Below are 21,444 nucleotides of genomic sequence, written 5' to 3' on the forward strand. Positions count from 1 at the left end.
CCCCCGAGATCGCCACGAGCTGCGCGGGCCGCACACCGGCGACCTTCAGCGCCTTGTACGTGGTGACGCCGGCGCAGGTCAGCGGGGCGGCGTCGAGCGCGCCGACCCCGTCGGGCACCGGCTGGGCGAAGTCGGCCCAGGCCAGCATCTTCTCGGCGTACCCGCCGTCGCAGCCGTAGCCGGTGTTGATCTGCTGCTCGCACAGGGTCTCCCAGCCGGACCGGCAGTGCTCGCACCGGCCGCAGGCCCAACCGAGCCACGGCACGGCGACCCGCTGTCCGACGCTCAGGTGGGTGACGCCGACACCGAGCTCCTCGACCAGGCCGACCCCCTCGTGGCCGGGCACGAACGGCGGGCTCGGCTTGACCGGCCAGTCGCCGTGCGCCGCGTGGATATCGGTGTGGCACAGGCCGCTGGCCTCGACCCGGACCCGGACCTGGCCGGGGCCGGGCACGGGGTCGGGGCGGTCCTCGATCGCCAAAGGCCGGCCGAAAGCCCGCACGACTGCTGCCTTCATGGTTCAGCTCCTCCGTGTCCATGCCGACCCGGCCGGCGCTGAAGGGGCCGGGGCTCGTCGGCGCCCGCGCCCGCTCCGCGGCGGCGCCCTCTCCCAGGGTGCCGGTGGGCCCGGCCGTCCGCAGCGCGAGAGCCGCGCGGGCCGCCGCTGCGGCGCCCGGCCGCTCCGACCTGCGCCGACCTGCGCGGGCCTGTTCCGGGGGCCCGGCCGGCCCGGCCGCTGACGGCGCCTCCGGCAGAGCCGCGAGCCCCGGGGCCTCGTAGCGCGCCCCCCCCGGAGAGGGCGATCACGGACAGGTTCGGGCAGGGTACGGACAGTAAGCGACATCGCGCCATGAGGGCGGCAGGAAGGAGCTGAGATGTCCTTCACCGTTCGCAGGATGGGGAGGGACATGGCCGACTTGGCTGAGGTGGGACCGGTGCGGTCGGGCGGCGCGGGGCTGCAGCAGATGCAGAAACGGTGCCGCTGCGGGACCCGATCGCCGGAGAGTGTTCCCGGCGGGGCCGAGGAGCGCTTCCGAGGTCTGCTGGAGGCCGCGCCGGACGCCATGGTGATCGTCGACGACACCGGGGTCATCAAGCTCGTCAACGCCCAGACCGAGGCCCTGTTCGGGTACCGCCGAGAGGAACTGCTGGGCCATCCGGTCGAGTTGCTGATCCCGGAGCGCTTCCGCGCCCAGCACACTCGGCATCGCGGCGGCTACACGGCCAACCGGCAGGTGCGTCCGATGGGGGCCGGGCTCGAATTGCACGGGATCCGCAAGGACGGCACCGAGTTCCCGGTGGAGATCAGTCTCAGCCCGCTGGAGACCGCGGAGGGGCTGCTGGTGTCCGCCGCCGTGCGCGACGTCAGCGACCGCAAGGCCGCCGAGGCCCGTATCAACGAGCTGGCCGCGCTCGTGGAGTCCTCCCAGGACGCGATCCTGGCCAAGACTCTCGACGGGTACATCACCTACTGGAACGCGGCTGCCCAGCGGCTGTACGGGTACACGGCCGAGGAGGCGATCGGCCGGCACGTCTCGCTGCTGGCCCCCGCCGAGCTGGAGGACGAGATCAGCGCGCTGCTGGAACGGCTGCGGCACGGTGAGCGGGTCGAGCACTTCGAGACCCTGCGGGTCACCAGAACCAGCGGGCTGCTGGACGTGGACGTCACGCTCTGGCCCACCCGGGACACCCACGGCACGGTGGTCGGGGCCTGCGCCATCGTGCGCGACATCAGCGACCGCAAACGCGCCGAGGCCGAACTCACCGCGCTGTACGAACAGCAGCGGCACATCGCGCTCACCCTCCAGCGCAGTCTCATGGGCACCCCGCCCGCCCTGCCGGGACTGGCCACCGCGAGCCGCTACCGGCCCGCCACCCAGGGCGCCGGCGTGGGCGGCGACTGGTTCGACCTGATCCCGCTGGGCGCCGACCGGGTCGGGGTGCTGATCGGCGACGTCATGGGCCGCGGACTGGAAGCCGCGGCGGTCATGGGCCAGTTGCGCTCGGCCGCGCACGCGCTGGCCAAGACCGGGATGCAGCCCCGGCAGCTCATGCAGGCCCTGGACACCTGCGTGACCGACCTGGACGTCCCCGACCAACTGGTCACCTGCTGCTACCTCGTCATCGCCCCCGACGCGGGCACGGTGACCGTCTGCTCGGCCGGGCATCTGCCGGTCCTGGTCGCCGGGGCGGGGCACGTGATCCGCGACCTCCCCGCCCCGGTCAACGCGCCGCTCGGCGTCGGCGGCATCCTGTACGAGCAGTCCAGCTGCGCCATTCCGCCGGGCGCCACCCTGGTGATGTACACGGACGGCCTGATCGAGACACCGGGCAGCGACATCGAGGTCAGGCTGGGCGAACTGACCGTCGTACTCAACAGCCTCTTCGCCGGAACCCCGTGTCTGGAAGCCGCCGCCGACCATGTGCTGGCGAGCCTGCTGCCGGACGCCGAGAGCCACAACGACGATGTCACGCTGCTGCTCGCGCAGTTGCCGGCCGCGCCGCTCGCGGCCGTCACCGCCGACCTTCCGGCCCTGCCCGCCTCGGTGCCCGAGGGCCGTGCCCTGCTGTACAAGGCGCTCACTTCGTGGAACTGCACGGCCGGCGTCGACGACGCCCTCCTGCTGCTCTCGGAGACCCTGACCAACGCCGTCCAGCACGCACAGGGCCCCCTCGGGCTGCATCTGCACCGCACCGCCACCGACCTCACCGTCGAGGTCAGCGACCGCAGCCCGCAGCTCCCCCAGCCACGGCTGGCCGGCGAGGACGAGGAGTCCGGCCGGGGCCTGATCCTGGTACGCACCCTCGCCGACAACTGGGGCGTCCGGCCGACCGACGAGGGCAAGACGACCTGGTTCACCCTGAAACTGTGAGGGCGGCCGCGGGCCGCGGCGGGGTGTCCGCGCCGCGGCCCGGCCCGTTCAGGCGGACAGCTGCCCGCCGCGGTCGAGGGCCGGCCGGGCCTGGTGCGGCAGGACCTGACGGTCCCCGCGCAGCAGGGCGAGGGCGTCCAGATGCGCCTGGATGTACGGGACGGCCACGGTCTGGAGTTCGCCGTCCACGAACGCGGGCTGGACGTTGACCTCGAAGACGACTCCCCCGTTCTCGACGGCCAGGTCGACCCCGGCGAAGGGCAGCCCGACCGACTCGGTGGCGGCGACGGCGAGTTCGGCGAGGCGCGGGGGCAGCTCCTGCGGCGTCATATGGACCGGGGTGGCGCCCCGGCAGGTGTTGCAGGGCGTGTCCGGTTCCGGCTGGAGGTGCTCACGGGCGTGCACGACCCGTCCGTCCAGGACGAACACCCGGAACTGGTGGCGCATACCGTCCGCGGTGACGTTTCCCGCGTCGCGGGACAGCAGCCAGTCGGAGCCGCGTCGCGCGTAGAAGTGGGTGGCGTCGTCGAGTTGGGCCCCGGTGGTGATGTGGAAGGTGTCGTTGCCGCCCGTGCCGACCACGGGCCGGGCCCAGACGTCACCGCCGAGCCGGTCGAACGCCGCGGCGGCCTCCCGCCGTTCGGGCCGGGACAGCACGACGGTCTCCATCTGGGCGACCCCGTCGCGGGCGAAGCGCTCCACGGTCAGGTCCTTCTGCGTCGCCGTGCGCCAGGCGGCCGGGCCGGTGCCGAGGGACACCACCTCCGGGGCCTCCAGCAGGCACTGGAACGCGGCGAGTTCGTGACGGTGGTGGGGCTGGATCTCGTACAGCACGACCACGTCGGGGAGCACGTCCGTCTCCTCCTGCGGGACGTGCAGGCGTAACCGGCCCCCTTCGAGGACGCCACGGCCCGTCCCGCGGGCTCCGAAGTGCCGGGCGTCGATCCGGACCGGCGGGGCGCCGGTGAGCAGTTCCACCGCCTCGGCCAGGTACTCCCGGCAGCCTTCGGTGGACGTGGGGTCGGCGATCAGGGCGATGCACGGTCGGGACACAGCGGCCTCCAGGGGTCGACGCGCGCTCGGTCCGCGGGGCTGCCGACGTTGCGGTCCGAGCGGATTCACAGGGGTGGTGCCTGTCGCACGCGTGGCCGTCGGCACTCCTGCGCTCCGATGGAGCCGAGCCGGTGTACGCGGCCGCGCCCGGTGCGGTCGGCGGCCGTGGCGGGACGGCCGGGGCCCGCGTGGTGGGGCTCGGCCCTGCGGCTTCCCGCTCGCAGAGCCGTGGCGCCACACTGTAGGCGCCCGGCGAGAGGCCGTGACAGGGCGCATGGCGTGACCGCCCCCTGCTCCTGCCTCTGCGCCGTCCGCACCCGTGCGTGCGCCCTGCCGAACCACCGCCTCCGCTCGGCCGCTCGCGGCCGGGGCTCTCAGACGCTCAGCCCTCCCACGCCCACTCCGCGACCTCCGGGAGATCGACGCCGTGCTCGCGGATCCACTCGTGGTGGCGTTGCCGGGCGTCCTCCATCCGCTGCCGTACGCCGGCCGCCCGCACCGCGAGTCCTGGCACCCGGTCGATGACGTCCATGACCAGGCGGTAGCGGTCGAGGTCGTTGCTCACCACCATGTCGAAGGGCGTGGTCGTGGTGCCGATCTCCTTGTAGCCGCGGACATGCATGTGGTGATGGCCGCTGCGACGGTAGGCGAGGCGGTGGATCAGCCACGGATAGCCGTGGTAGGCGAAGACGATCGGCCGGTCCGGGGTGAACAGGCCGTCGAACTCGAAGTCGTTCATCCCGTGCGGGTGTTCCTCGCTCGGCAGCAGGCGGGCGATGTCGACGACGTTCACCACGCGCACCGCCAGCTCGGGCAGATGCCGGCGCAGCAACTGTGCGGCGGCCAGCACCTCCTGGGTGGGGACGTCACCGGCGCAGGCGAGCACCACGTCCGGTTCCCGGGTGCCGTCCTCGGTGCCCGCCCATTCCCAGATGCCGGCGCCGCGTGCGCAGTGGACGCGGGCCTGGTCCATCGACAGCCAGTCGAAGCAGGGCTGCTTGCCGGCCACGATCACATTGACGTAGTCGCGGCTGCGCAGCGCGTGATCGGCCACCGACAGCAGGGTGTTCGCGTCCGGCGGGAAGTAGACCCGCACCACCTCCGGGCTCTTGTTGAGGACGTGGTCGACGAAACCGGGGTCCTGGTGGGAGAAGCCGTTGTGGTCCTGGCGCCACACGTGCGAGGTGAGCAGGTAGTTGAGGGACGCGATGGGTGCGCGCCAGGGCAGGCGGCGGGTCACGCGCAGCCACTTGATGTGCTGGTTCACCATCGAGTCGACGATGTGCGTGAACGCCTCGTAACAGGAGAACAGTCCGTGCCGGCCGGTGAGCAGATAGCCCTCCAGCCAGCCCTGGCAGGTGTGTTCGGACAGCATCTCCACCACCCGCCCGTGCGGGTCGAGGTGTTCGTCGACGTCGAGGGTCAGTCCCTGCCAGGCCTTGCCGGTGGCGGCGTAGACGGCGTCGAGTCGGTTGGAGGCGGTCTCGTCGGGGCCCACGAGACGGAAGTCGCGCCGCTCGGCGGTGGACGCCATCACGTGCTGGAGCACCTCGCCCAGGACCCGGGTGGGTTCGTGCAGGGTGAGGCCCGGCTTCTCGACCGGGACGGCGTAGGTGTCCAGTGCGGGCAGCGGGAGCTCGCGCAGCAGCAGCCCGCCGTTGGCGTGCGGGGTGGCGCCCAGCCGGCGGGCGCCCGTGGGGAGGCAGGCCAGGACGTCGGGGCGGGGGCGCCCGTGCTCGTCGAACAGTTCCTCGGGGCGGTAGGAGCGCAGCCATGCCTCCAGCAGCCGCAGGTGCTCCGGGTTCTCCCGGACGCCGGCCAGCGGTACCTGGTGCGCGCGCCAGGTGCCTTCCACCGGGACGCCGTCGACGGTCGCCGGGCCGGTCCAGCCCTTGGGGGTGCGCAGCACGATGACCGGCCAGCGGGGGCGTTCGGTGGCGTTCTCCTCGCGTGCGGCCCGCTGGATCCGCGCGATCCGGTCCACCGCGGTGTCCAGAGCGCGGGCCATCCCGCGGTGGACGGTGTCCGGGTCGTCGCCGGTGACGTGGATCGGGTCGTGGCCGTAGCCCCGCAGCAGTTCGTCGAGTTCGGACTCGGGGATGCGGGCGAGCACCGTCGGGTTTGCGATCTTGTAGCCGTTGAGGTGGAGGATCGGCAGGACCGCGCCGTCGTTGCGGGGGTCGAGGAACTTGTTGGAGTGCCAGGACGTGGCCATCGGCCCGGTCTCCGCCTCGCCGTCGCCGATGACGCAGGTGACGAGCAGGTCGGGGTTGTCGAACGCGGCTCCGTAGGCGTGCGAGAGCGCGTAGCCGAGCTCGCCGCCCTCGTGGATGGAGCCGGGCGTCTCGGGCGCCACATGGCTCGGGACACCGCCGGGGAACGAGAACTGCCGGAAGAGCCGGGCCATGCCGGTCGCGTCCCGGGTGATGTCCGGATACGTCTCGCTGTACGAGCCCTCCAGCCAGCTGTTGGCGACCACCGCCGGTCCGCCGTGACCGGGGCCCCAGATGCACAGGGCGTTCAGGTCGCGGGTCCGGATCACGCGGTTGAGGTGGGTGTAGACCAGGTTCAGTCCGGGCGAGGTGCCCCAGTGGCCGAGCAGCCGCGGCTTGATGTGCTCGGCGCGCAGCGGCTCGGCCAGGAGGGGGTTGGCCATGAGGTAGATCTGGCCGACGGCCAGATAGTTCGCCGCGCGCCAGTGGGCGTCGAGCGTCCTGAGCTCGTCGTCGGTGAGCGTGGCGGACTCCTGCCGCGTGTCGACGGACATCTTGGATTCCCTTCCGGATCGGTGTTCGTCGGAGGTGCCGGTCCGTATGTCTCCCACCCTCCCCCCGGCCGACGGGGGCGGGCAGGAGTACCGGCCCATCCGGCCGAATCCGGGCAACCGTCCGGGGGACACGGCGCTCCCCGGTCGACCGGCGGCCTGTTCCGGTGTCCACCGGTGGCCGCGGGCCCCGTGCGGGGCCTGCGCGGAGCCGGTACGGGTGTCCGGAAGGACGAGGGAGTGGGCCGGGCGCCGGGGACGGAGACCCTGGGGTGGGGGGCCGAGGCGGGTCCCGTGCTCGGCCGGGTTCGGAGACCGGGGTGCGTCGCGTGTCCGGCCGGGGCCGGGAGCCGGGGCCGGGACGGCGGCGTGGACGGCCGGGGCCGGGAGCCAGGGTGGGGGCCCGGTGGCGGAGGTCGGGAAGGTGCCGGGACGGCGGCGGCGTGGACGCCCGGGACGGAGGCCGAGGGCGGAGGTCGGAGGCCGAGGTCGGGAGTCGAGGTCGGAGGCCGAGGTCGGGAGTCGAGGTCGGAGGCCGAGGTCGGAGGCCGAGGTCGGAGGTCGGGGGCCGAGGCGGGCCGGTGCCTCGGCCGCCGGGCCGCGGGTCGTACCGGCGAGGCGTGCGGGTCCCATGCGGCCCCGGCGACACGAGCGTACGGTGAGAGGGAGGTGCGAGCCTATGAGCAGCGGCAACGGCAACAGAAAGTGCCGCCTGTGGCGGTGGCGGAGCAGTCCGCTGCGACGGCGTGACGACATCGTCGAGGCGTGGGTCATGCTCGCCGTCTGGGTGGCCGTCGTGGTGGGCGGAACGCTCGCCGGGCTGGTGACGACACACGCGGCCGACCAGGAGTTCGCCCGTCAGCGCGCCGAACGGTACTCGGTCGCGGCCGTGCTCCTCACCGATGTCGCGCCGGCCACCGCCGCGACCGACGGAATGGACGGGCGGGTCCCGGCGAAGATCCGCTGGACGGCGGCCGACGGATCCACCCACACGGCCCAGGCTCCGGTGCCGGGCGGGCTGAGGGCCGGTACCTCGGTCATGGTCTGGCTGAACGCCCGGGGCACGCTCAGCGCCGAGCCGCCGAGCGTCGCGGAGGGCGCCTTCGAGTCGGCCCTGCTCGGCACGGGTGCGGCGCTGGGGCTGGCCGGTGTGGTCGTCGGCGCCGGGGCGGTCGTCCGGTGGCGGCTCGACCGGCGGCGCATCGACGAGTGGGGCAGGGAATGGGACCTGGTGGGTCCGCGCTGGGGCCACAAGACCGGCTGACGCACCCGCGAGCGCGGGCCGACGGACCGGGATCCCGGCGTTCGTCACGGGACCCCGGACCCCGGTCCTCGGTTCACGCGCCGGGCGCCGCCGTCTGTGCCGCTGCCGCCTTGCGCAGCGGCGGCACGAACACCGTGGCCGGCAGGGACAGTTCGAGATCGAGCACCAGCGTCACGGTGAACGCGTGCGCGTAGCCGTGCCGCGAGGTGGAGTCGCCGACGGTGCCGAAGCAGACGAGGCCGACCAGGGAGATGCCCATGGAGTCGCCCTCGTCCCCCTGTTGCTCTTCGTGCGACACCCAGAAGGGCAACGCTTGGACAGCGGGCGATTCAGCCACGAGCGGCTGCGGCGCACGGCCGAGGCAGGCCGTCATGAGCAACGACGAGGACACCCGCGACGCGGCGACCGCCGCGTTCCAGCAAGTACGCGGCTTTCACGCGGAGTTGATGGCGCGCAAGCGCGTCGAGGCAACAACCGGGAACGCAGGCCGATCGACATGAAAATCCTTGCGCCGTGCGGGAGTCTGCGGTCGGGGTCGCTCGACGCGGCCGTACTGCGGTCGGCTGCCGGCCTGTTCGTGGAGCCGTGGGAGATCACCGTCGAGCCGGACCTCGGCCGGCTGCCCCCCTGACGGCACTTCAGAACCTGCTCGACGACCTCGCCCGGGCGGTGGCGCGGTCCCGGGACGAGAGCGACGTATTCGCGTCCTGAACCCGGCGGACCTCCGCCTGACACACCGGTCACGCGCGTACGAGCGTGCGCGCGTGACCTTCGCTACCGCAAGGTCGATACTGGGGGTGAGGACCGTCCCGCCGATTCGCACTAGGTTTGGCCGGGGAAGGCGCAGATCAGGAACCCCTCAGTTTGTCTGACCGGGAGGTACCCATGAGGATGCTCATCAATGTCCCGGAGTCCGTGGTAGCGGACGCTCTCCGGGGCATGGCGGCGGCCCATCCGGAGCTGACCGTGGACGTCGAGAACCGCGTGATCGTACGGCGGGACGCTCCCGTGGCCGGGCAGGTCGCCCTCGTCTCCGGCGGCGGGTCGGGGCACGAGCCCCTGCACGGCGGTTTCGTGGGTCCCGGGATGCTGTCGGCCGCTTGCCCCGGCGAGGTCTTCACGTCCCCGGTTCCGGATCAGATGGTGCGGGCGGCTGCGGCCGTGGACAGCGGAGCCGGGGTGCTGTTCGTGGTGAAGAACTACACCGGGGACGTCCTCAACTTCGACATGGCGGCCGAACTCGCCGAGGACGAGGGCATCCGGATCGCCAAGGTGCTGGTCAACGATGACGTGGCGGTCACCGACAGCCTGTACACGGCCGGCCGCCGCGGTACCGGGGCCACGCTGTTCGTGGAGAAGCTGGCCGGGGCGGCCGCCGCCGAGGGACGGCCGCTGGAAGAGGTGGAGTCGATCGCCCGGCAGGTCAACGAGAACTCCCGCAGCTTCGGTGTGGCGCTCGGCGCCGTCACCACGCCCGCGAAGGGTTCGCCCACCTTCGACCTGCCGCCGGGCGAACTGGAGCTGGGCATCGGCATCCACGGCGAGCCGGGTCGGGAGCGACGGGCGATGATGACCTCGGGCGAGATCGCCGACTTCGCCGTCCACGCCATCCTCGACGACATGCCCGTACGCAACCCCGTCCTCCTCCTGGTCAACGGCATGGGCGCGACCCCCCTGCTGGAGCTGTACGGCTTCAACGCCGAGGTGCAGCGGGTGCTGAGGGAGCGCGGGGTGCCCGTCGCCCGCACGCTCGTCGGCAACTACGTGACCTCGCTCGACATGGCGGGCGCCTCGGTGACGCTGTGCCAGGTCGACGAGGAACTGCTGCGGCTGTGGGACGCGCCCGTCAGGACGCCGGGCCTGCGCTGGGGTGTCTGACCCGGTGGAACCGACGGCCGAGGTACTTACCACGCAAGGAGATCCCGTGCTCGACGCCGACTTCTTCCGCCGCTGGATGACGGCGGCCGCCGCGGCCGTCGACCGCGAGGCGGAACGGCTCACCGCCCTCGACTCGGCGATCGGGGACGCCGACCACGGCAGCAACCTCCAGCGGGGGTTCGCCGCGGTGACCGCCGTGCTGGAGAAGGACGCGCCGCAGACTCCCGGCGCGGTCCTGACGCTCGCCGGACGGCAGCTCATCTCCACCGTCGGCGGCGCGTCCGGACCGCTCTACGGGACCCTGCTGCGCCGTACCGGCAAGGCGCTCGGCGAGGCCGCCGAGGTGGACGAGGAGCAGTTCGCGGTGGCCCTGCGGACGGGCGTGGACGCCGTCATGGCGCTCGGCGGTGCCGCTCCCGGCGACAAGACCATGGTCGACGCCCTGGTGCCGGCGGTCGACGCCCTCGGCGAGGGTTTCGGCGCGGCGCGCACCGCCGCCGAGCAGGGTGCCGAGGCGACCGTTCCGCTCCAGGCCCGCAAGGGCCGGGCCAGCTATCTGGGCGAGCGCAGCATCGGCCACCAGGACCCGGGTGCGACCTCGTCGGCGCTGCTGATCGCCGCTCTCGTGGAGGCGGACGATGAGTGACGCGAGTCTGGTCGGGATCGTGCTGGTGTCGCACAGTGCGCGGGTGGCGGAGTCCGTGGCCGAGCTGGCGCAGGGCCTGGTGGGCGACGGGAGCGCGGTGTCCGTCGCGGCGGCGGGTGGCACCACGGGCGGTGGCTTCGGCACCAGCGCCGAGCTGATCGCCGCCGCGGCCGCGGCCGTCGACCGGGGCGCCGGGGTCGCCGTCCTCGCCGACCTCGGCAGCGCCGTACTGACCGTGAAGGCGCTGCTGGCGGAGGGCGACGAACTGCCCGACAACACCCGCCTGGTCGACGCCCCGTTCGTCGAGGGCGCGGTCGCCGCGGTCGTCACGGCGTCGACGGGAGCCGACCTCGGCGCGGTGGAGGCGGCGGCAGTGGAGGCGTACGCCTACCGGAAGGTGTGAGGACGGCCGTACGGCGCAGCCCGCTCCGACGGTCCGACCGGGGCCGGGGGCCGGAACCGTTCCAGGTCCCGGCCGCCCGGACACCCGCACCGGCGCGGGATCAGCGACGACAGCGGTCCGCGCCACAGGCGCGAACTCCTCGCTCTGCGCGGAGAGTTCGACCGTGAGGAAGTTCAGCATACGTAACCCTCCCGCGCTGTCACCAACGACGCCCCCCGGACCGCCGCACAAGCCGCCGCACGGATCGCCGCTTGCGCCCGCCCTCTTGAAGGAACAGCGACAACGGCGTCATATTGGTCCGGACCAATGCCGTCGTGCGCTGCCCTGACGGGAGGCGAGTCGTGCGCCGTGTGCTGCCGCTGTGCGGGCTCCTGCTGGTCGCGTCCTGCGGCTGGCCGGGGGCCGAGGAGGAGTCCGGCCGGATGCCCGGCGCGCCGACGGGGGTCACCGCCGTCGCGGGCAGCGCGACCAGCGTGCACGTGATGTGGAACGCGGTCCCGGCGGCCGAGGGTGTCGACGGGTACGAGGTGTATCGCGGCCCCACGAAAGTGACGGAGGTGCCCGGCTCCGCCCACATGGTCGACGTCGTCCGACTCCGCCCGGCCACCGCGTACGCCTTCACCGTGCGCGCCCGCGACTCCGCCGGCCGCCTCGGACCGCGCAGCCGCGAGGTGCGCGCCACGACTCCCGAGGCCGCGGCGGCGGACCACTCGGCCCCGACCCGCCCGGGCCGTCTCACCGGACGGGCGGCGGGCGGCCGGGCCGTCCAGCTGTCCTGGTCCGCCTCGACGGACGACCGGAAGGTGGTCTCGTACGAGATCTACCAGGGCGGTACGAAGATCCACAGCGTCGGCGGGGGCCAGACCGCGACGGTGGTGACCGGACTGCGGCCGGGCACCCGGTACTCCTTCACCGTCCGGGCCCGGGACGCCGCGGACAACCTCTCGCCCGCCGGTGACGCCGTCGCGCTCACCACCGCGCCGGGCACCGACGACGGCCGGGCCACCGCGCCGTCCGCGTTCCGTGCGACGACCCACACGGCGGACGGGGCCTGCTACCTCGACCTGTCCTGGGTCCCGCCGCGCACGGACGGCATCGTCACCGAGTATCAGATCCAGCTCGACGGCCGTCCGGCCACTTCCCTCACCTGGGGCGGGACCCCGCCACGCGGCCGGGCGACGTACAGCTTCTACGTGGGACGGGAGGCGGGGACGCGGCACCGGGTACGGCTGCGGGCCAGGCTGCCGGACGGCACCTGGGGCGGATTCTCCCCGGAGTTGACGGTGACGACGGGGGCGGACGGCACGACGGCACCCTGACCTCCCGGCGCGATCCGCCGCGGACCGGATCCGGTCACCTGACTGGGGGCGGCCGGAATGCGGGCCGATCCGTGGGCACGTTGGCTGCATCTGAGGGGCACGGCCTTCCCCGATCCTCGGCGGTGCCAGGACGTTCCGCCGACCGTGCCGCCGGAGGACACCGATGCGCACTGCCCACCTCCTTCTGCGCGCCGGCCCGACCTGCGCGGCCGCCGTGGCACTCCCGCTCGCCCTGGCCCCCGCGCCGGCCCTGGCCCAGGGTTCGGGCATCTCGGTGAGCACGACCGGTACGACGGTCTCGGTGACGACCAGCGCGTGCGCGCAGCTCAACGGCAGTTGGGGCACCGCCTCCCTGCTCACCCCCAACCAGGGGGCCTTCTCCGAAGGGCGGCAGGCGACGCTCTCCGGCACCGCCGGCGGCCAGTCCGCGACCTGGTCGAACGTCGCCCCGGGCACCTACACGGTCGTCGTCACCTGCCCGAACAGCGCCACCGCCGGCACCCAGTCCGTGATCGTCTCGGGGCAGTCCGGGACGACCACCACCTCGACGTCCCTGCCCGTGCCCGCCCCCTCGCCCACGACCCCGCCGACGGGCGGCGTCCTGGGGGGTCTCGGCGGCGGCACACGGGACTTCGGCGACCTGCCGACGGCGGCGGGCGGAGCACTGGTGGGCGGCGGCGTCGTCGCCACGTACTTCGTCCTGCGCCGACGCTCCCGGCCGCGCCGCTTCTAGGCCCTGTCTGAGTCCGGCGCTCACGCCCGGTCGTCGTGCTCCGGCCACTACTCCGGCTGTCGCTCCGGCTGCTGCTCCGGCTGCTGCTCCGGCTGCTGCTCCAACTGCGCGAACTCCGCCAGCGCGTGCGTGAGCCAGCCCGTCCAGAACGTCTCCAGATCGATGCCCGCGCGCAGCACGAGATGCCGCAGCCGGTCCTGGTCGCCGTCCGCGCCGGGCGGGAAGTCGCGCTCCTCGATCTGCCGGTACTCGGCCAACTGGCTCCGGTGCAGGTCGAGATGGCGGCGCAGATCGGCTTCGAGCCCCGCGGTGCCGACCACGGCCGCGGCGCGCAGCCGCAGCAGCAGCGCGTCGCGGTGCGGTTTCGGGTCCTGGGCGGCGGCCGTCCAGCGGGCCAGTTCGGCGCGGCCCGCGGGCAGGACCTCGTAGGTCTTCTTCTGCCCGCGGGCCGGCTGTTCGGCCGGCAGGGCGCGGATGTATCCCTCGGTCTCCAGCCGTCCCAGCTCGCGATAGATCTGCTGATGCGTCGCCGACCAGAAGTAGCCGATCGACCTGTCGAACCGGCGGGTCAGGTCCAGGCCCGACGACGGCTTCTCTAGCAGGGCGGTGAGGATCGCGTGCGGGAGTGACATGGAGTCATCCTAGGGACGCGCGGACGGCGCCTACAGCGCCGCCGCCACCTCCGTGCCCTGCTTGATGGCGCGCTTGGCGTCGAGCTCGGCGGCCACGTCGGCACCGCCGATCAGGTGCGCGCTGCGGCCGGCGGCGAGCAGCTCCTCGTACAGCCCGCGGCGCGGCTCCTGCCCGGTGGCCAGCACGATCGTGTCGACGGCGAGGACCGTGCTCTGGTCACCGACGGTGATGTGCAGTCCGGCGTCGTCGATCCGGTCGTAGCGCACGCCCGGGACCATGGTGACGCCGCGGTGCTTCAGTTCGGTGCGGTGGATCCAGCCGGTGGTCTTGCCGAGGCCGGCACCGACCTTGCTGGTCTTGCGCTGGAGCAGGTGCACGGTGCGCGGCGGGGCGGGCCGCTCGGGGGCGGCCAGGCCGCCGGGCGCGCGGTAGTCCAGGTCGACACCCCACTGACGGAAGTACGTCGCCGGGTCCTCGTGCGCCTTGTCGCCGCCGTCGGTGAGGTACTCGGCGACGTCGAAGCCGATGCCGCCCGCGCCGAGGATCGCGACGCGGTCGCCGACGGGGGCCTTGTCGCGCAGGACGTCCAGGTAGCCCACCACGCTGGGGTGGTCGATGCCCGGGATCTCCGGGGTGCGCGGGGTGACGCCGGTGGCGACGACCACCTCGTCGTAGTCGGTGAGGTCCGCGGCACCGGCCCAGGTGTCGAGCCGTACGTCCACGCCGTGCGCGTCGAGCTGGTGGCGGAAGTAGCGCAGCGTCTCGTCGAACTCCTGCTTGCCGGGCACCTGTCGGGCCACGTTGAGCTGACCGCCGATCTCGCTCGCCGCGTCGAACAGGGTGACGGCGTGGCCGCGCTCGGCCGCGCTCACGGCGCAGGCGAGGCCGGCCGGACCGGCGCCCACGACGGCGACGCGCTTGCGCAGCCGGGTCGGCGCGAGGACCAGCTCGGTCTCGTGGCAGGCGCGCGGGTTGACCAGGCAGGAGGTGATCTGTCCGCTGAAGGTGTGGTCCAGGCAGGCCTGGTTGCAGCCGATGCAGGTGTTGATGGCCTCGGGCCGGCCGGCCGCGGCCTTGGCGACGAAGTCGGCGTCGGCCAGCATCGGACGGGCCATCGACACCATGTCGGCGCCGCCTTCGGCGATCAACTGCTCGGCGAGTTCGGGGGTGTTGATGCGGTTCGTCGTCACCAGCGGCACGGAGACCGCGCCCATCAGCTTCTTCGTGACCCAGGTGTAGGCGCCGCGCGGCACGGAGGTGGCGATGGTGGGGATGCGGGCCTCGTGCCAGCCGATGCCGGTGTTGATGATCGTCGCACCGGCGGCCTCGACGGCCTTGGCGAGCGTGATCACCTCGTCGAGCGAGGAACCGCCCGGGACGAGGTCCAGCATGGACAGCCGGTAGATGACGATGAAGTCCTCGCCGACCGCCTCACGCACCCGGCGCACGATCTCCACCGGGAAGCGCATCCGGTTCTCGTAGGCGCCGCCCCAGCGGTCGGTGCGCTGGTTGGTCTGGCGGGCGATGAACTCGTTGATGAGGTAGCCCTCGGAGCCCATGATCTCGACGCCGTCGTAGCCGGCCTGCCGGGCGAGCCGGGCGGCACGGGCGTAGTCGCCGATGGTCCGCTCGATGTCGGCGTCGGTCAGCTCGCGGGGCGGGAAGGGGCTGATGGGCGCCTGGAGCGGGCTCGGCGCGACCAGGTCGCGATGGTAGGCATACCGGCCGAAGTGCAGGATCTGCATCGCGATCCGGCCGCCCTCGCGGTGCACGGCCTCGGTGATCTCGCGGTGCTGCTCGGCCTCGGCGTCGGTGGTGAGCTTGGCGCCGCCCTCGTAGGGGCGCCCCTCGTCGTTGGGCGCGATGCCGCCGGTGACGATCAGGCCCACTCCTCCGCGCGCCCGGGCGGCGTAGAACTCCGCCATGCGCTCGAAGCCGCGCTCGGCCTCCTCCAGGCCGACGTGCATGGAGCCCATCAGGACGCGGTTGGGCAGCGTGGTGAAGCCCAGGTCGAGCGGGCTCAGCAGGTGGGGGTAACGGCTCATCGAGGCCTCCGTGCGCGGTGTGGTCACCTCCTGTTGTAGAGGACCGGTCCCCGCTTGTGCAACTAGTTGCATAACGCGTACGGGGACATGTCGCGGAAGTCACGCGACGCGGTGACGGGTGGCCGTGGCCTCGGGGAGCCGGGGGCGGGCCCGGGGCGGACCGAACGGACCCGTCCGGGTTTCGGCCGGGAAGCGAGCCGGGCGGGCGAGGGCCGAGGGGCGGTCCGTGCCCGCCCCTCGGCTTCGGGCGTGCCGCTACCTGCTCCTCAGCCGGATGTGCAGCTCCCGCTCCTGGTCACCCGAGGCCCCGCTCAGCTCGTGCACGGCGAACAGGTCGTCCAGGGTCATCCGGATCCGGTCGATCGCCCAGTAGCCGCCCTGCACGTCGGCCGTGACGGACCCGGCGAGCCGGGGCGGACTGTCGCAGCCGTGCCTGTCGGCCACGTCGAACGTGCCGAGCCAGACCATGGGCCGCGTCTCGTGGATCTGCTGTGGTACGTCCTCGGCGCACCGGTCGGACTCGTAGCACGCGCACAGCGTGTCGAACACGATCCGGGCGTCCTCCTTGGTGCAGTCGCTGATCTCGACGGAGACGGACTGCGGGTGCGGTTCTCCCCTGTCCATCGTGATCGCTCCTCTCCTGGCGGGGTGCCGGTCCCACGGGTTCCCCGCGACACCGCGACCCTCTCCCCCAGAAAAGCACCACCGGTCGGCGCGGACCACCGGCGTCGGTCCGGGGCGGGTGGGGGCCGCGCCGCCGAGGAGCGGTGCGGCCCCCACCCGATCCCGCCTAGCTACGCGTGAAGCGGTAGGTCTTGCTGTCGGTCAGGACGCAGAATCCCGGGGAGACGACGATCACCCGCAGGGTGCCGGTGCGGCGGTCGTAGTCGATGCCCTCCGCCTCGAACGTGCCCGAGCAGGAGCTGCGCAGGGGGAGCTGGCGCAGGGCGGTGACGTGGCCGGAGACGTCGGACGTGCCGTTCGCCTGGCCGGACAGGTCGACCTGGAGCAGCGGCTTGGTGACGCCGAACAGGGTGCCCGCCGGGTCGTCGGAGGAGCACAGCAGCTGGGTCGGGGTGGAGAAGTCACAGCCCTGGACGTCCCTGACCGGGTGGTCCAGGTTGACGGTCGAGACCTGCGGAAGGTTCGCGGACGGCGAGGTGGCCGCGTTGACGCCCGGGGTCGGGAAGACCAGGAAGCGGGTCATCGTGCCGTACTCGCCGGACAGCATCCACTGGCCGTCCGGGGAGATCGCGACCCAGGAGTTGTTCATCGCCTCGCCGGAGCCGAGGGTGTGGACGTACTCGGACCAGCCGCCGCCCGGCGCCTGCACCCGGAACATCTTCGCGCCGCCGGAGTCGCGCTGGTAGGGCTCGACGTAGTAGCCGTTGTACGAGGCGTCGGGGTCACCCACATGGTTCCAGCCGCGGCTGGAGACGCCGATGGGGATGGTGCCGATGCCCGTGTAGTGGTTGGGGCTTCCGGCGGGGACCTCCACCGAGGTCAGGCCCTGGCTCTCGGTGAGCGGGTCGGCGCGGTCGGAGCCGACCTCCGTCCAGGTGTCGGCGGCCGCCGCCTGCGGGGCGGCGGACAGCGCGACGACGCCGGCGGTGGCGAGGGCGATCAGGCCCGTCAGCGCGGCGTGACGACGATGTCGGGCGGGACGGTGGCGCAGGGGCATCGGACGGCTCCTCCATGGGGGGTGGGCACGCTTTTCGGCGGACAGTCTTCCGCCCCACTTTCAGCATGTACAGACCAATGAGGGGAACGGCTGCCGTCCCGTACCGGAACGCTCGTCGCCCGGTACCGGAACGCCCGTCGCCCCTTCGGCGACCCGTCGTGCCCGTCCGGACACTCCGCGCGGTTTTCTCTCCGGCAGACGATCCGTGCGTGCCGAGGGATGGTGGAGAAGGGCACCGGAGGCGTAGGAGAAGGGATTGTGCGCGGTAGAACAGGGGAGTCGGAATCGAGGCCGACATGCCGCGCGGACGCCCGAAGGCGGTGCGTTTGATGGATGCAGCCGAATCACCGGCGGGCCACGGCGGCGAGCCCGTGCGCGGGCCGGAACAGCCGAGCGGACTGCTCGACGTGCTCAACGTGGCCTCCGTGGTGCTGGACACCGAGGGGCGCATCGCGCTGTGGAGCCCGCAGGCCGAGGAGCTGTTCGGCTACCCGGCCCAGGAGGCGCTGGGGCGGTACGCGGCCCATGTGATGGTGCACGAACAGCATGTCGACCTGGTCGTCAAGCTTTTCGCCGACGTCATGGCCACCGGCGAGGGCTGGGCGGGCGCCTTCCCGATCCGCCGCAAGGACGGCACCACCCGGCTCGTGGAGTTCCGCAACATGCGGCTGCTGGACGAACGGGGCGACGTCTACGCCCTGGGTCTGGCGACCGACCGGTCGACCGTGCGCCGGCTGGAGCAGGACGCGGCGCTGACGGCACGGATGGTGCAGCAGTCACCGACCGGCCTGGCCGTGCTCGACACCGAACTGCGGTTCGTGTCGGTCAACCCGGCGCTGGAGCGGATCGACGGCATCCCGGCGGAGGACCACATCGGGCGGACGTTCCACGAGGTGCTGCCGCTGCTGGACGCCGAGGCGCTGGAGTCCGAGGCACGTCAGGTGCTGCGGACCGGACGGCCGGTCATCCACCGCCGGATCATGGGCCGCACCCCGGCCGACCCGGACGAGGACCACGCCTGGGCGATGTCCCTGTACCGGCTGGAGGACGCCCGCGGCACCGTGCTGGGGGTGGCCGCCTCGACCGTCGACGTCACGGAGCAGTACCGGGCGGGTGTCGAGGCGGAGGCGGCGCGGCGGCGGCTGGCCCTCATCGCCGACGCCACCACCCGGATAGGCACCACCCTGGAACTGGACCGTACGGCTCGGGAACTGGCCGACGTCGCCGTGCCGGAGCTCGCCGACATCGCGGCCGTCGACCTGCTGGAAGCGGTGATGGAGGGCCGCCGCAGCAGTCTGGGCCCCACGCAGGCGGCGGCCATCAGGGCGCTGGCCGTGCAGGCGCAGGACGCTCCCGAGGCGCTGGCGGCGGCCGACCCGGCCGGCCAGGTGGCCCGGTACGGACCCGACCGGCTCGTCACGGAGTGCGTCCGCACGGGCGAGGCGGTCATGGTGGCGCAGGTCAAGGACGAGGACCTGCCGCGCATCGCCCGCTCCCCCGCGGCGGCCGAGCTGCTGGCCCGGGCGGGCGTCCACTCGTATCTGGCCGTGCCGCTGATCGCCCGCGGCGAGGTGCTCGGCGCGCTCGACCTCAAGCGGGTCCGCAACCCGTTGCCGTTCGGCGAGGACGATCTGCTGCTCGCCCGGGAGCTGGCCTCCCGGGCGGCCGTGCAGATCGACAACGCCCGCTGGTACCAGAGCGCCCGCAACACCGCGCTGGCCCTCCAGCGCAGCCTGCTGCCCAGCCACCCCGCCGTCACCGGCGGCCTGGACGTCGCCTCGCGCTACCGGCCCGCGGGCGCCACCACCGAGGTCGGCGGCGACTGGTTCGACGTCATCCCGCTGGACGGCGCCAGGACCGCGCTCGTCGTGGGCGACGTGATGGGCAGCGGCATCAGCGCCGCCGCCACGATGGGCCGGCTGCGCACCGCGACCAACACGCTGGCCTCGCTCGGCCTCGACCCCGCCGTCCTGCTCACCCACCTGGACCGCATCACGGCGGGCCTCGACCACTACATCGCGACCTGTGTCTACGTCGTCCACGACCCCGAGCGGCGCGAGTGCCGGATCGCCAACGCGGGACACCTGCCGCCGGCCCGGCTCCGGCCCGGCCGGGCCCCGGAGCTGCTCGACCTGCCCACCGGGGCGCCGCTGGGCGTGGGCGGTGTCGAGTTCACCACCGTCACCGTCGACTTCGTGCCGGGCGACCAGCTCGTCCTGTACACCGACGGGCTCGTGGAGACGCGCCGGCACTCCCTGGACGAACGCCTGGACACGCTGCTCACCCTGCTCGACGACCCGGCGCGCCCGCTGGAGAACATGTGCGACCACCTGCTGGACACCCTGCACCACCCCGACAACCACGACGACGTGGCCCTGCTGGTCGCACGGGCGCGGCAGGACCCCTGACCGGCCGCGGGGCAGCCGCCGGGAGCAGACGGCGGGCCGAGGTGCGTCGTGTGCCGTCGGCCGGAGCGGCCCGCGGTGGCGCGTCCGCCCCCGTCCGCTAGACGGCCCTGGCCCCGATGACCACGTGCGCGGACAGCTCCTCCGACTCGACGAGGGAGGCGGTCAGCCCGGCCCGGGTGAAGGCCTCGACGGCCGCCGGCGCCTGGCGCTCGCTGGTCTCGACGAAAAGACAGCCGGTGGGAGCGAGCCAGTCGGGCGCCGCGGCGGCGACACGCCTCAACAGGTCGAGTCCGTCGGCGCCGCCGTCGAGCGCGGTCAACGGCTCGTGCTCACGCGCCTCGGCGGGCAGCAGCGCCACCTCGCCGGTGGGCACGTAGGGCACATTGGCGGCGAGTACGTCGACTCGGCCGCGCAGTCCGTCCGGGAGCGCCGCGAAGAGGTCACCCGTGTGGACGTGTCCGGTGAGATTGCGGCGGGCGCAGCGCACGGCGGCCGGGTCGATGTCGGCGGCGTGCAGTTCCACCGGCCCCAGGGCGGCGGCCAGGGCCGCGCCCACCGCGCCGGAGCCGCAGCACAGGTCCACGACCACGGCGGCCCGCGGTACCCGGGCAAGGGCCTGGTCGACGAGGAACTCGGTACGGCGCCGGGGCACGAAGACACCCGGCTCCACGGCGATGCGCAGACCGTGGAACTCGGCCCAGCCGAGGACGTGTTCGAGGGGCAGTCCCGCCACGCGGCGGTCCACCATGGCGGTGACCTCGTCCGGAGTCCGGGCGGTGGCGAGGATCAGCTCCGCCTCGTCCTCGGCGAAGACGCATCCGGCGGCGCGCAGCGCGTCGACGGTCCGGGGGCGCAACGCGTCGACGATCCGGGGGCGCAGCGCGTCGACGATCCGGGGGCGCAACGCGGAGGACGAGGGCACGTGCATGGGCGGGGGAGGAGAAGAAGGCATGGAAGCCGAGAGCCTTTCGGAAGCCGAAGGGCGCTCTCGCGGTCACCCGCAGTCGGTGGACCGTGCCATGACGGCGAGGTGAGAGCACCCGACCTGACAAGCGGTAATGGGTCCCACCTCCTCGGTCTGCGTCGGCTGTGGCGGTCCGCAGCCGGACGGCCACCCTACCGCAGCGGTGCGCGCCGGCAGGCCCTCTCCGCCCACTCGGGGAATCCGGCTCGGGTCGCCCCCTCCCGATCCAGTTGTATTCTGCAACCAGAGGGATGCGTGTGAGGGAGACCAGGTGACAGCGACCGAGGCCGTGGAGACCATCCAGCGGGAAATGACGATCTTCGCCCGTCGCGCCCGTGCCTCGGCCGGCCGTATGCACCCCGAACTCTCGCTCGTCTCGTACACGCTGCTCGGCCATCTGGAGGAGACGGACGGCTGCCGGGCCACCGACCTGGCCACCCATTACGCCCTCGACAAGTCCACCGTCAGCCGCCAGGTCACCGCGCTGGAGCGGGCCGGTCTGATCGAGCGCCGGCAGGCTCCGGAGGACCACCGGGTCCAGGTGCTTCACCTCTCCGCGGCCGGGCGCGGCATCCTCCGCCAGGTCACGCAGCGGCGCCGGGCCGCCTTCCGGGAGCGGCTCGCGGACTGGCCGGAGGAGGATCTGGAGCGGTTCGCCGGGTACCTGGAACGCTACAACGCCGCGGGGACGACGCCGAGCGCCGAGAACGGCTGAACGCCCCGCGCGCCGCGGGCCGCGGGCCGACGCACCTGGGCCACCCTCGCCCCCTGGGCCCCCCG

20 protein-coding genes are annotated in these 21,444 nt (G+C 73.2%); 11 read left to right on the plus strand and 9 right to left on the minus strand.

Annotated features, from left to right (window positions below; translation table 11 throughout):
- On the minus strand, window positions 1-517 hold a 517-nt coding region (locus FNH09_RS31500), incomplete at its 3' end, for an alcohol dehydrogenase catalytic domain-containing protein (protein WP_152893318.1).
- Between the two features lie 391 nt (window positions 518-908).
- Here FNH09_RS31500 and FNH09_RS47225 point away from each other — a divergent pair.
- On the plus strand, window positions 909-2,873 hold the full coding sequence (locus FNH09_RS47225; protein ID WP_162469373.1) for a PAS domain S-box protein: 1,965 nt from the start codon (window positions 909-911) through the stop codon (window positions 2,871-2,873).
- 48 nt (window positions 2,874-2,921) lie between these two features.
- Here FNH09_RS47225 and FNH09_RS31510 read toward each other — a convergent pair whose 3' ends face one another.
- Together FNH09_RS31510 and FNH09_RS31515 are read right to left on the minus strand one after the other, a co-directional pair.
- On the minus strand, window positions 2,922-3,926 hold the full coding sequence (locus tag FNH09_RS31510; RefSeq protein ID WP_162469374.1) for an ATP-grasp domain-containing protein: 1,005 nt from the start codon (window positions 3,924-3,926) through the stop codon (window positions 2,922-2,924).
- 382 nt (window positions 3,927-4,308) lie between these two features.
- Window positions 4,309-6,693: a phosphoketolase family protein gene (locus FNH09_RS31515; protein WP_152893320.1), complete on the minus strand. Its 2,385-nt coding sequence runs from the start codon at window positions 6,691-6,693 to the stop codon at window positions 4,309-4,311.
- A gap of 676 nt (window positions 6,694-7,369) precedes the next feature.
- Here FNH09_RS31515 and FNH09_RS31520 point away from each other — a divergent pair.
- A complete protein-coding gene (locus FNH09_RS31520; RefSeq protein ID WP_152893321.1) occupies window positions 7,370-7,954 on the plus strand; it encodes an Rv1733c family protein in 585 nt (194 codons plus the stop codon).
- A 73-nt stretch (window positions 7,955-8,027) separates the two neighbouring features.
- Here FNH09_RS31520 and FNH09_RS31525 read toward each other — a convergent pair whose 3' ends face one another.
- Window positions 8,028-8,252, minus strand: coding sequence for a hypothetical protein (locus FNH09_RS31525; RefSeq protein WP_202919786.1), 225 nt, complete (start codon window positions 8,250-8,252; stop codon window positions 8,028-8,030).
- A 73-nt stretch (window positions 8,253-8,325) separates the two neighbouring features.
- Between FNH09_RS31525 and FNH09_RS49625 the strand changes: the two genes are divergently transcribed.
- The 7 genes from FNH09_RS49625 to FNH09_RS31550 all read left to right on the plus strand — a co-directional run bounded on the left by FNH09_RS49625 (window position 8,326) and on the right by FNH09_RS31550 (window position 12,933).
- Window positions 8,326-8,454, plus strand: a complete 129-nt coding sequence (locus FNH09_RS49625) for a Zn-dependent oligopeptidase (RefSeq protein WP_162469375.1) — start codon at window positions 8,326-8,328, stop codon at window positions 8,452-8,454.
- Window positions 8,451-8,585: an NADPH-dependent FMN reductase family protein gene (locus tag FNH09_RS49630; protein ID WP_274390289.1), complete on the plus strand. Its 135-nt coding sequence runs from the start codon at window positions 8,451-8,453 to the stop codon at window positions 8,583-8,585. Before FNH09_RS49625 ends, FNH09_RS49630 begins: the two co-directional genes overlap by 4 nt.
- Window positions 8,586-8,839: 254 nt before the next feature.
- Entirely contained in the window at window positions 8,840-9,832 is a 993-nt protein-coding gene (gene dhaK, locus FNH09_RS31530; RefSeq protein WP_152893322.1) for a dihydroxyacetone kinase subunit DhaK, read from the plus strand.
- A gap of 46 nt (window positions 9,833-9,878) precedes the next feature.
- On the plus strand, window positions 9,879-10,478 hold the full coding sequence (dhaL, locus tag FNH09_RS31535; RefSeq protein ID WP_162469376.1) for a dihydroxyacetone kinase subunit DhaL: 600 nt from the start codon (window positions 9,879-9,881) through the stop codon (window positions 10,476-10,478).
- Window positions 10,471-10,881 (plus strand): PTS-dependent dihydroxyacetone kinase phosphotransferase subunit DhaM, encoded by a 411-nt coding sequence (locus tag FNH09_RS31540; RefSeq protein WP_152893323.1) that lies wholly within the window; start codon window positions 10,471-10,473, stop codon window positions 10,879-10,881. Before dhaL ends, FNH09_RS31540 begins: the two co-directional genes overlap by 8 nt.
- Before the next feature lie 341 nt (window positions 10,882-11,222).
- Window positions 11,223-12,200, plus strand: coding sequence for a fibronectin type III domain-containing protein (locus FNH09_RS31545; protein WP_162469377.1), 978 nt, complete (start codon window positions 11,223-11,225; stop codon window positions 12,198-12,200).
- Between the two features lie 163 nt (window positions 12,201-12,363).
- Window positions 12,364-12,933, plus strand: a complete 570-nt coding sequence (locus FNH09_RS31550; RefSeq protein ID WP_152893325.1) for a hypothetical protein — start codon at window positions 12,364-12,366, stop codon at window positions 12,931-12,933.
- A gap of 47 nt (window positions 12,934-12,980) precedes the next feature.
- Here the strand turns inward: FNH09_RS31550 and FNH09_RS31555 are convergent, their stop codons facing one another.
- The 4 genes from FNH09_RS31555 to FNH09_RS31570 all read right to left on the minus strand — a co-directional run bounded on the left by FNH09_RS31555 (window position 12,981) and on the right by FNH09_RS31570 (window position 17,292).
- Window positions 12,981-13,565, minus strand: a complete 585-nt coding sequence (locus FNH09_RS31555; RefSeq protein WP_152893326.1) for a PadR family transcriptional regulator — start codon at window positions 13,563-13,565, stop codon at window positions 12,981-12,983.
- A gap of 30 nt (window positions 13,566-13,595) precedes the next feature.
- On the minus strand, window positions 13,596-15,611 hold the full coding sequence (locus FNH09_RS31560; RefSeq protein ID WP_152893327.1) for an NADPH-dependent 2,4-dienoyl-CoA reductase: 2,016 nt from the start codon (window positions 15,609-15,611) through the stop codon (window positions 13,596-13,598).
- 255 nt (window positions 15,612-15,866) lie between these two features.
- Complete coding sequence (locus tag FNH09_RS31565; RefSeq protein ID WP_152893328.1) at window positions 15,867-16,235, minus strand: hypothetical protein; 369 nt, start codon at window positions 16,233-16,235, stop codon at window positions 15,867-15,869.
- Window positions 16,236-16,401: 166 nt separating this feature from the next.
- On the minus strand, window positions 16,402-17,292 hold the full coding sequence (locus FNH09_RS31570) for a hypothetical protein (protein ID WP_152893329.1): 891 nt from the start codon (window positions 17,290-17,292) through the stop codon (window positions 16,402-16,404).
- A 329-nt stretch (window positions 17,293-17,621) separates the two neighbouring features.
- Here FNH09_RS31570 and FNH09_RS31575 point away from each other — a divergent pair, with 329 nt between their 5' ends.
- The gene (locus tag FNH09_RS31575; protein ID WP_152893330.1) at window positions 17,622-19,700 is read left to right on the plus strand and encodes a SpoIIE family protein phosphatase; all 2,079 of its coding nucleotides are present in this window, start codon (window positions 17,622-17,624) and stop codon (window positions 19,698-19,700) included.
- Between the two features lie 97 nt (window positions 19,701-19,797).
- Here FNH09_RS31575 and FNH09_RS31580 read toward each other — a convergent pair whose 3' ends face one another.
- Window positions 19,798-20,628: a putative protein N(5)-glutamine methyltransferase gene (locus FNH09_RS31580; RefSeq protein WP_152893331.1), complete on the minus strand. Its 831-nt coding sequence runs from the start codon at window positions 20,626-20,628 to the stop codon at window positions 19,798-19,800.
- Window positions 20,629-20,974: 346 nt separating this feature from the next.
- Here FNH09_RS31580 and FNH09_RS31585 point away from each other — a divergent pair, with 346 nt between their 5' ends.
- A complete protein-coding gene (locus tag FNH09_RS31585) occupies window positions 20,975-21,379 on the plus strand; it encodes a MarR family winged helix-turn-helix transcriptional regulator (RefSeq protein WP_152893333.1) in 405 nt (134 codons plus the stop codon).
- The last annotated feature ends 65 nt before the right edge of the window (window positions 21,380-21,444 follow it).

The organism is Streptomyces adustus (assembly GCF_009377175.1).
Lineage (GTDB): Bacteria > Actinomycetota > Actinomycetes > Streptomycetales > Streptomycetaceae > Streptomyces > Streptomyces adustus.

What these genes read in the sequence shown, in the direction of transcription:
- FNH09_RS47225 (WP_162469373.1), top strand. Translation starts at nt 909, where the DNA reads ATGGCCGACTTGGCTGAGGTGGGACCGGTGCGGTCGGGCGGCGCGGGG.
- FNH09_RS31515 (WP_152893320.1), bottom strand. Translation starts at nt 6,693, where the DNA reads ATGTCCGTCGACACGCGGCAGGAGTCCGCCACGCTCACCGACGACGAG.
- FNH09_RS31520 (WP_152893321.1), top strand. Translation starts at nt 7,370, where the DNA reads ATGAGCAGCGGCAACGGCAACAGAAAGTGCCGCCTGTGGCGGTGGCGG.
- FNH09_RS49625 (WP_162469375.1), top strand. Translation starts at nt 8,326, where the DNA reads ATGAGCAACGACGAGGACACCCGCGACGCGGCGACCGCCGCGTTCCAG.
- FNH09_RS49630 (WP_274390289.1), top strand. Translation starts at nt 8,451, where the DNA reads ATGAAAATCCTTGCGCCGTGCGGGAGTCTGCGGTCGGGGTCGCTCGAC.
- dhaK (WP_152893322.1), top strand. Translation starts at nt 8,840, where the DNA reads ATGAGGATGCTCATCAATGTCCCGGAGTCCGTGGTAGCGGACGCTCTC.
- FNH09_RS31540 (WP_152893323.1), top strand. Translation starts at nt 10,471, where the DNA reads ATGAGTGACGCGAGTCTGGTCGGGATCGTGCTGGTGTCGCACAGTGCG.
- FNH09_RS31550 (WP_152893325.1), top strand. Translation starts at nt 12,364, where the DNA reads ATGCGCACTGCCCACCTCCTTCTGCGCGCCGGCCCGACCTGCGCGGCC.
- FNH09_RS31555 (WP_152893326.1), bottom strand. Translation starts at nt 13,565, where the DNA reads ATGTCACTCCCGCACGCGATCCTCACCGCCCTGCTAGAGAAGCCGTCG.
- FNH09_RS31560 (WP_152893327.1), bottom strand. Translation starts at nt 15,611, where the DNA reads ATGAGCCGTTACCCCCACCTGCTGAGCCCGCTCGACCTGGGCTTCACC.
- FNH09_RS31565 (WP_152893328.1), bottom strand. Translation starts at nt 16,235, where the DNA reads ATGGACAGGGGAGAACCGCACCCGCAGTCCGTCTCCGTCGAGATCAGC.
- FNH09_RS31570 (WP_152893329.1), bottom strand. Translation starts at nt 17,292, where the DNA reads ATGCCCCTGCGCCACCGTCCCGCCCGACATCGTCGTCACGCCGCGCTG.
- FNH09_RS31575 (WP_152893330.1), top strand. Translation starts at nt 17,622, where the DNA reads ATGGATGCAGCCGAATCACCGGCGGGCCACGGCGGCGAGCCCGTGCGC.
- FNH09_RS31580 (WP_152893331.1), bottom strand. Translation starts at nt 20,628, where the DNA reads ATGCACGTGCCCTCGTCCTCCGCGTTGCGCCCCCGGATCGTCGACGCG.
- FNH09_RS31585 (WP_152893333.1), top strand. Translation starts at nt 20,975, where the DNA reads ATGACGATCTTCGCCCGTCGCGCCCGTGCCTCGGCCGGCCGTATGCAC.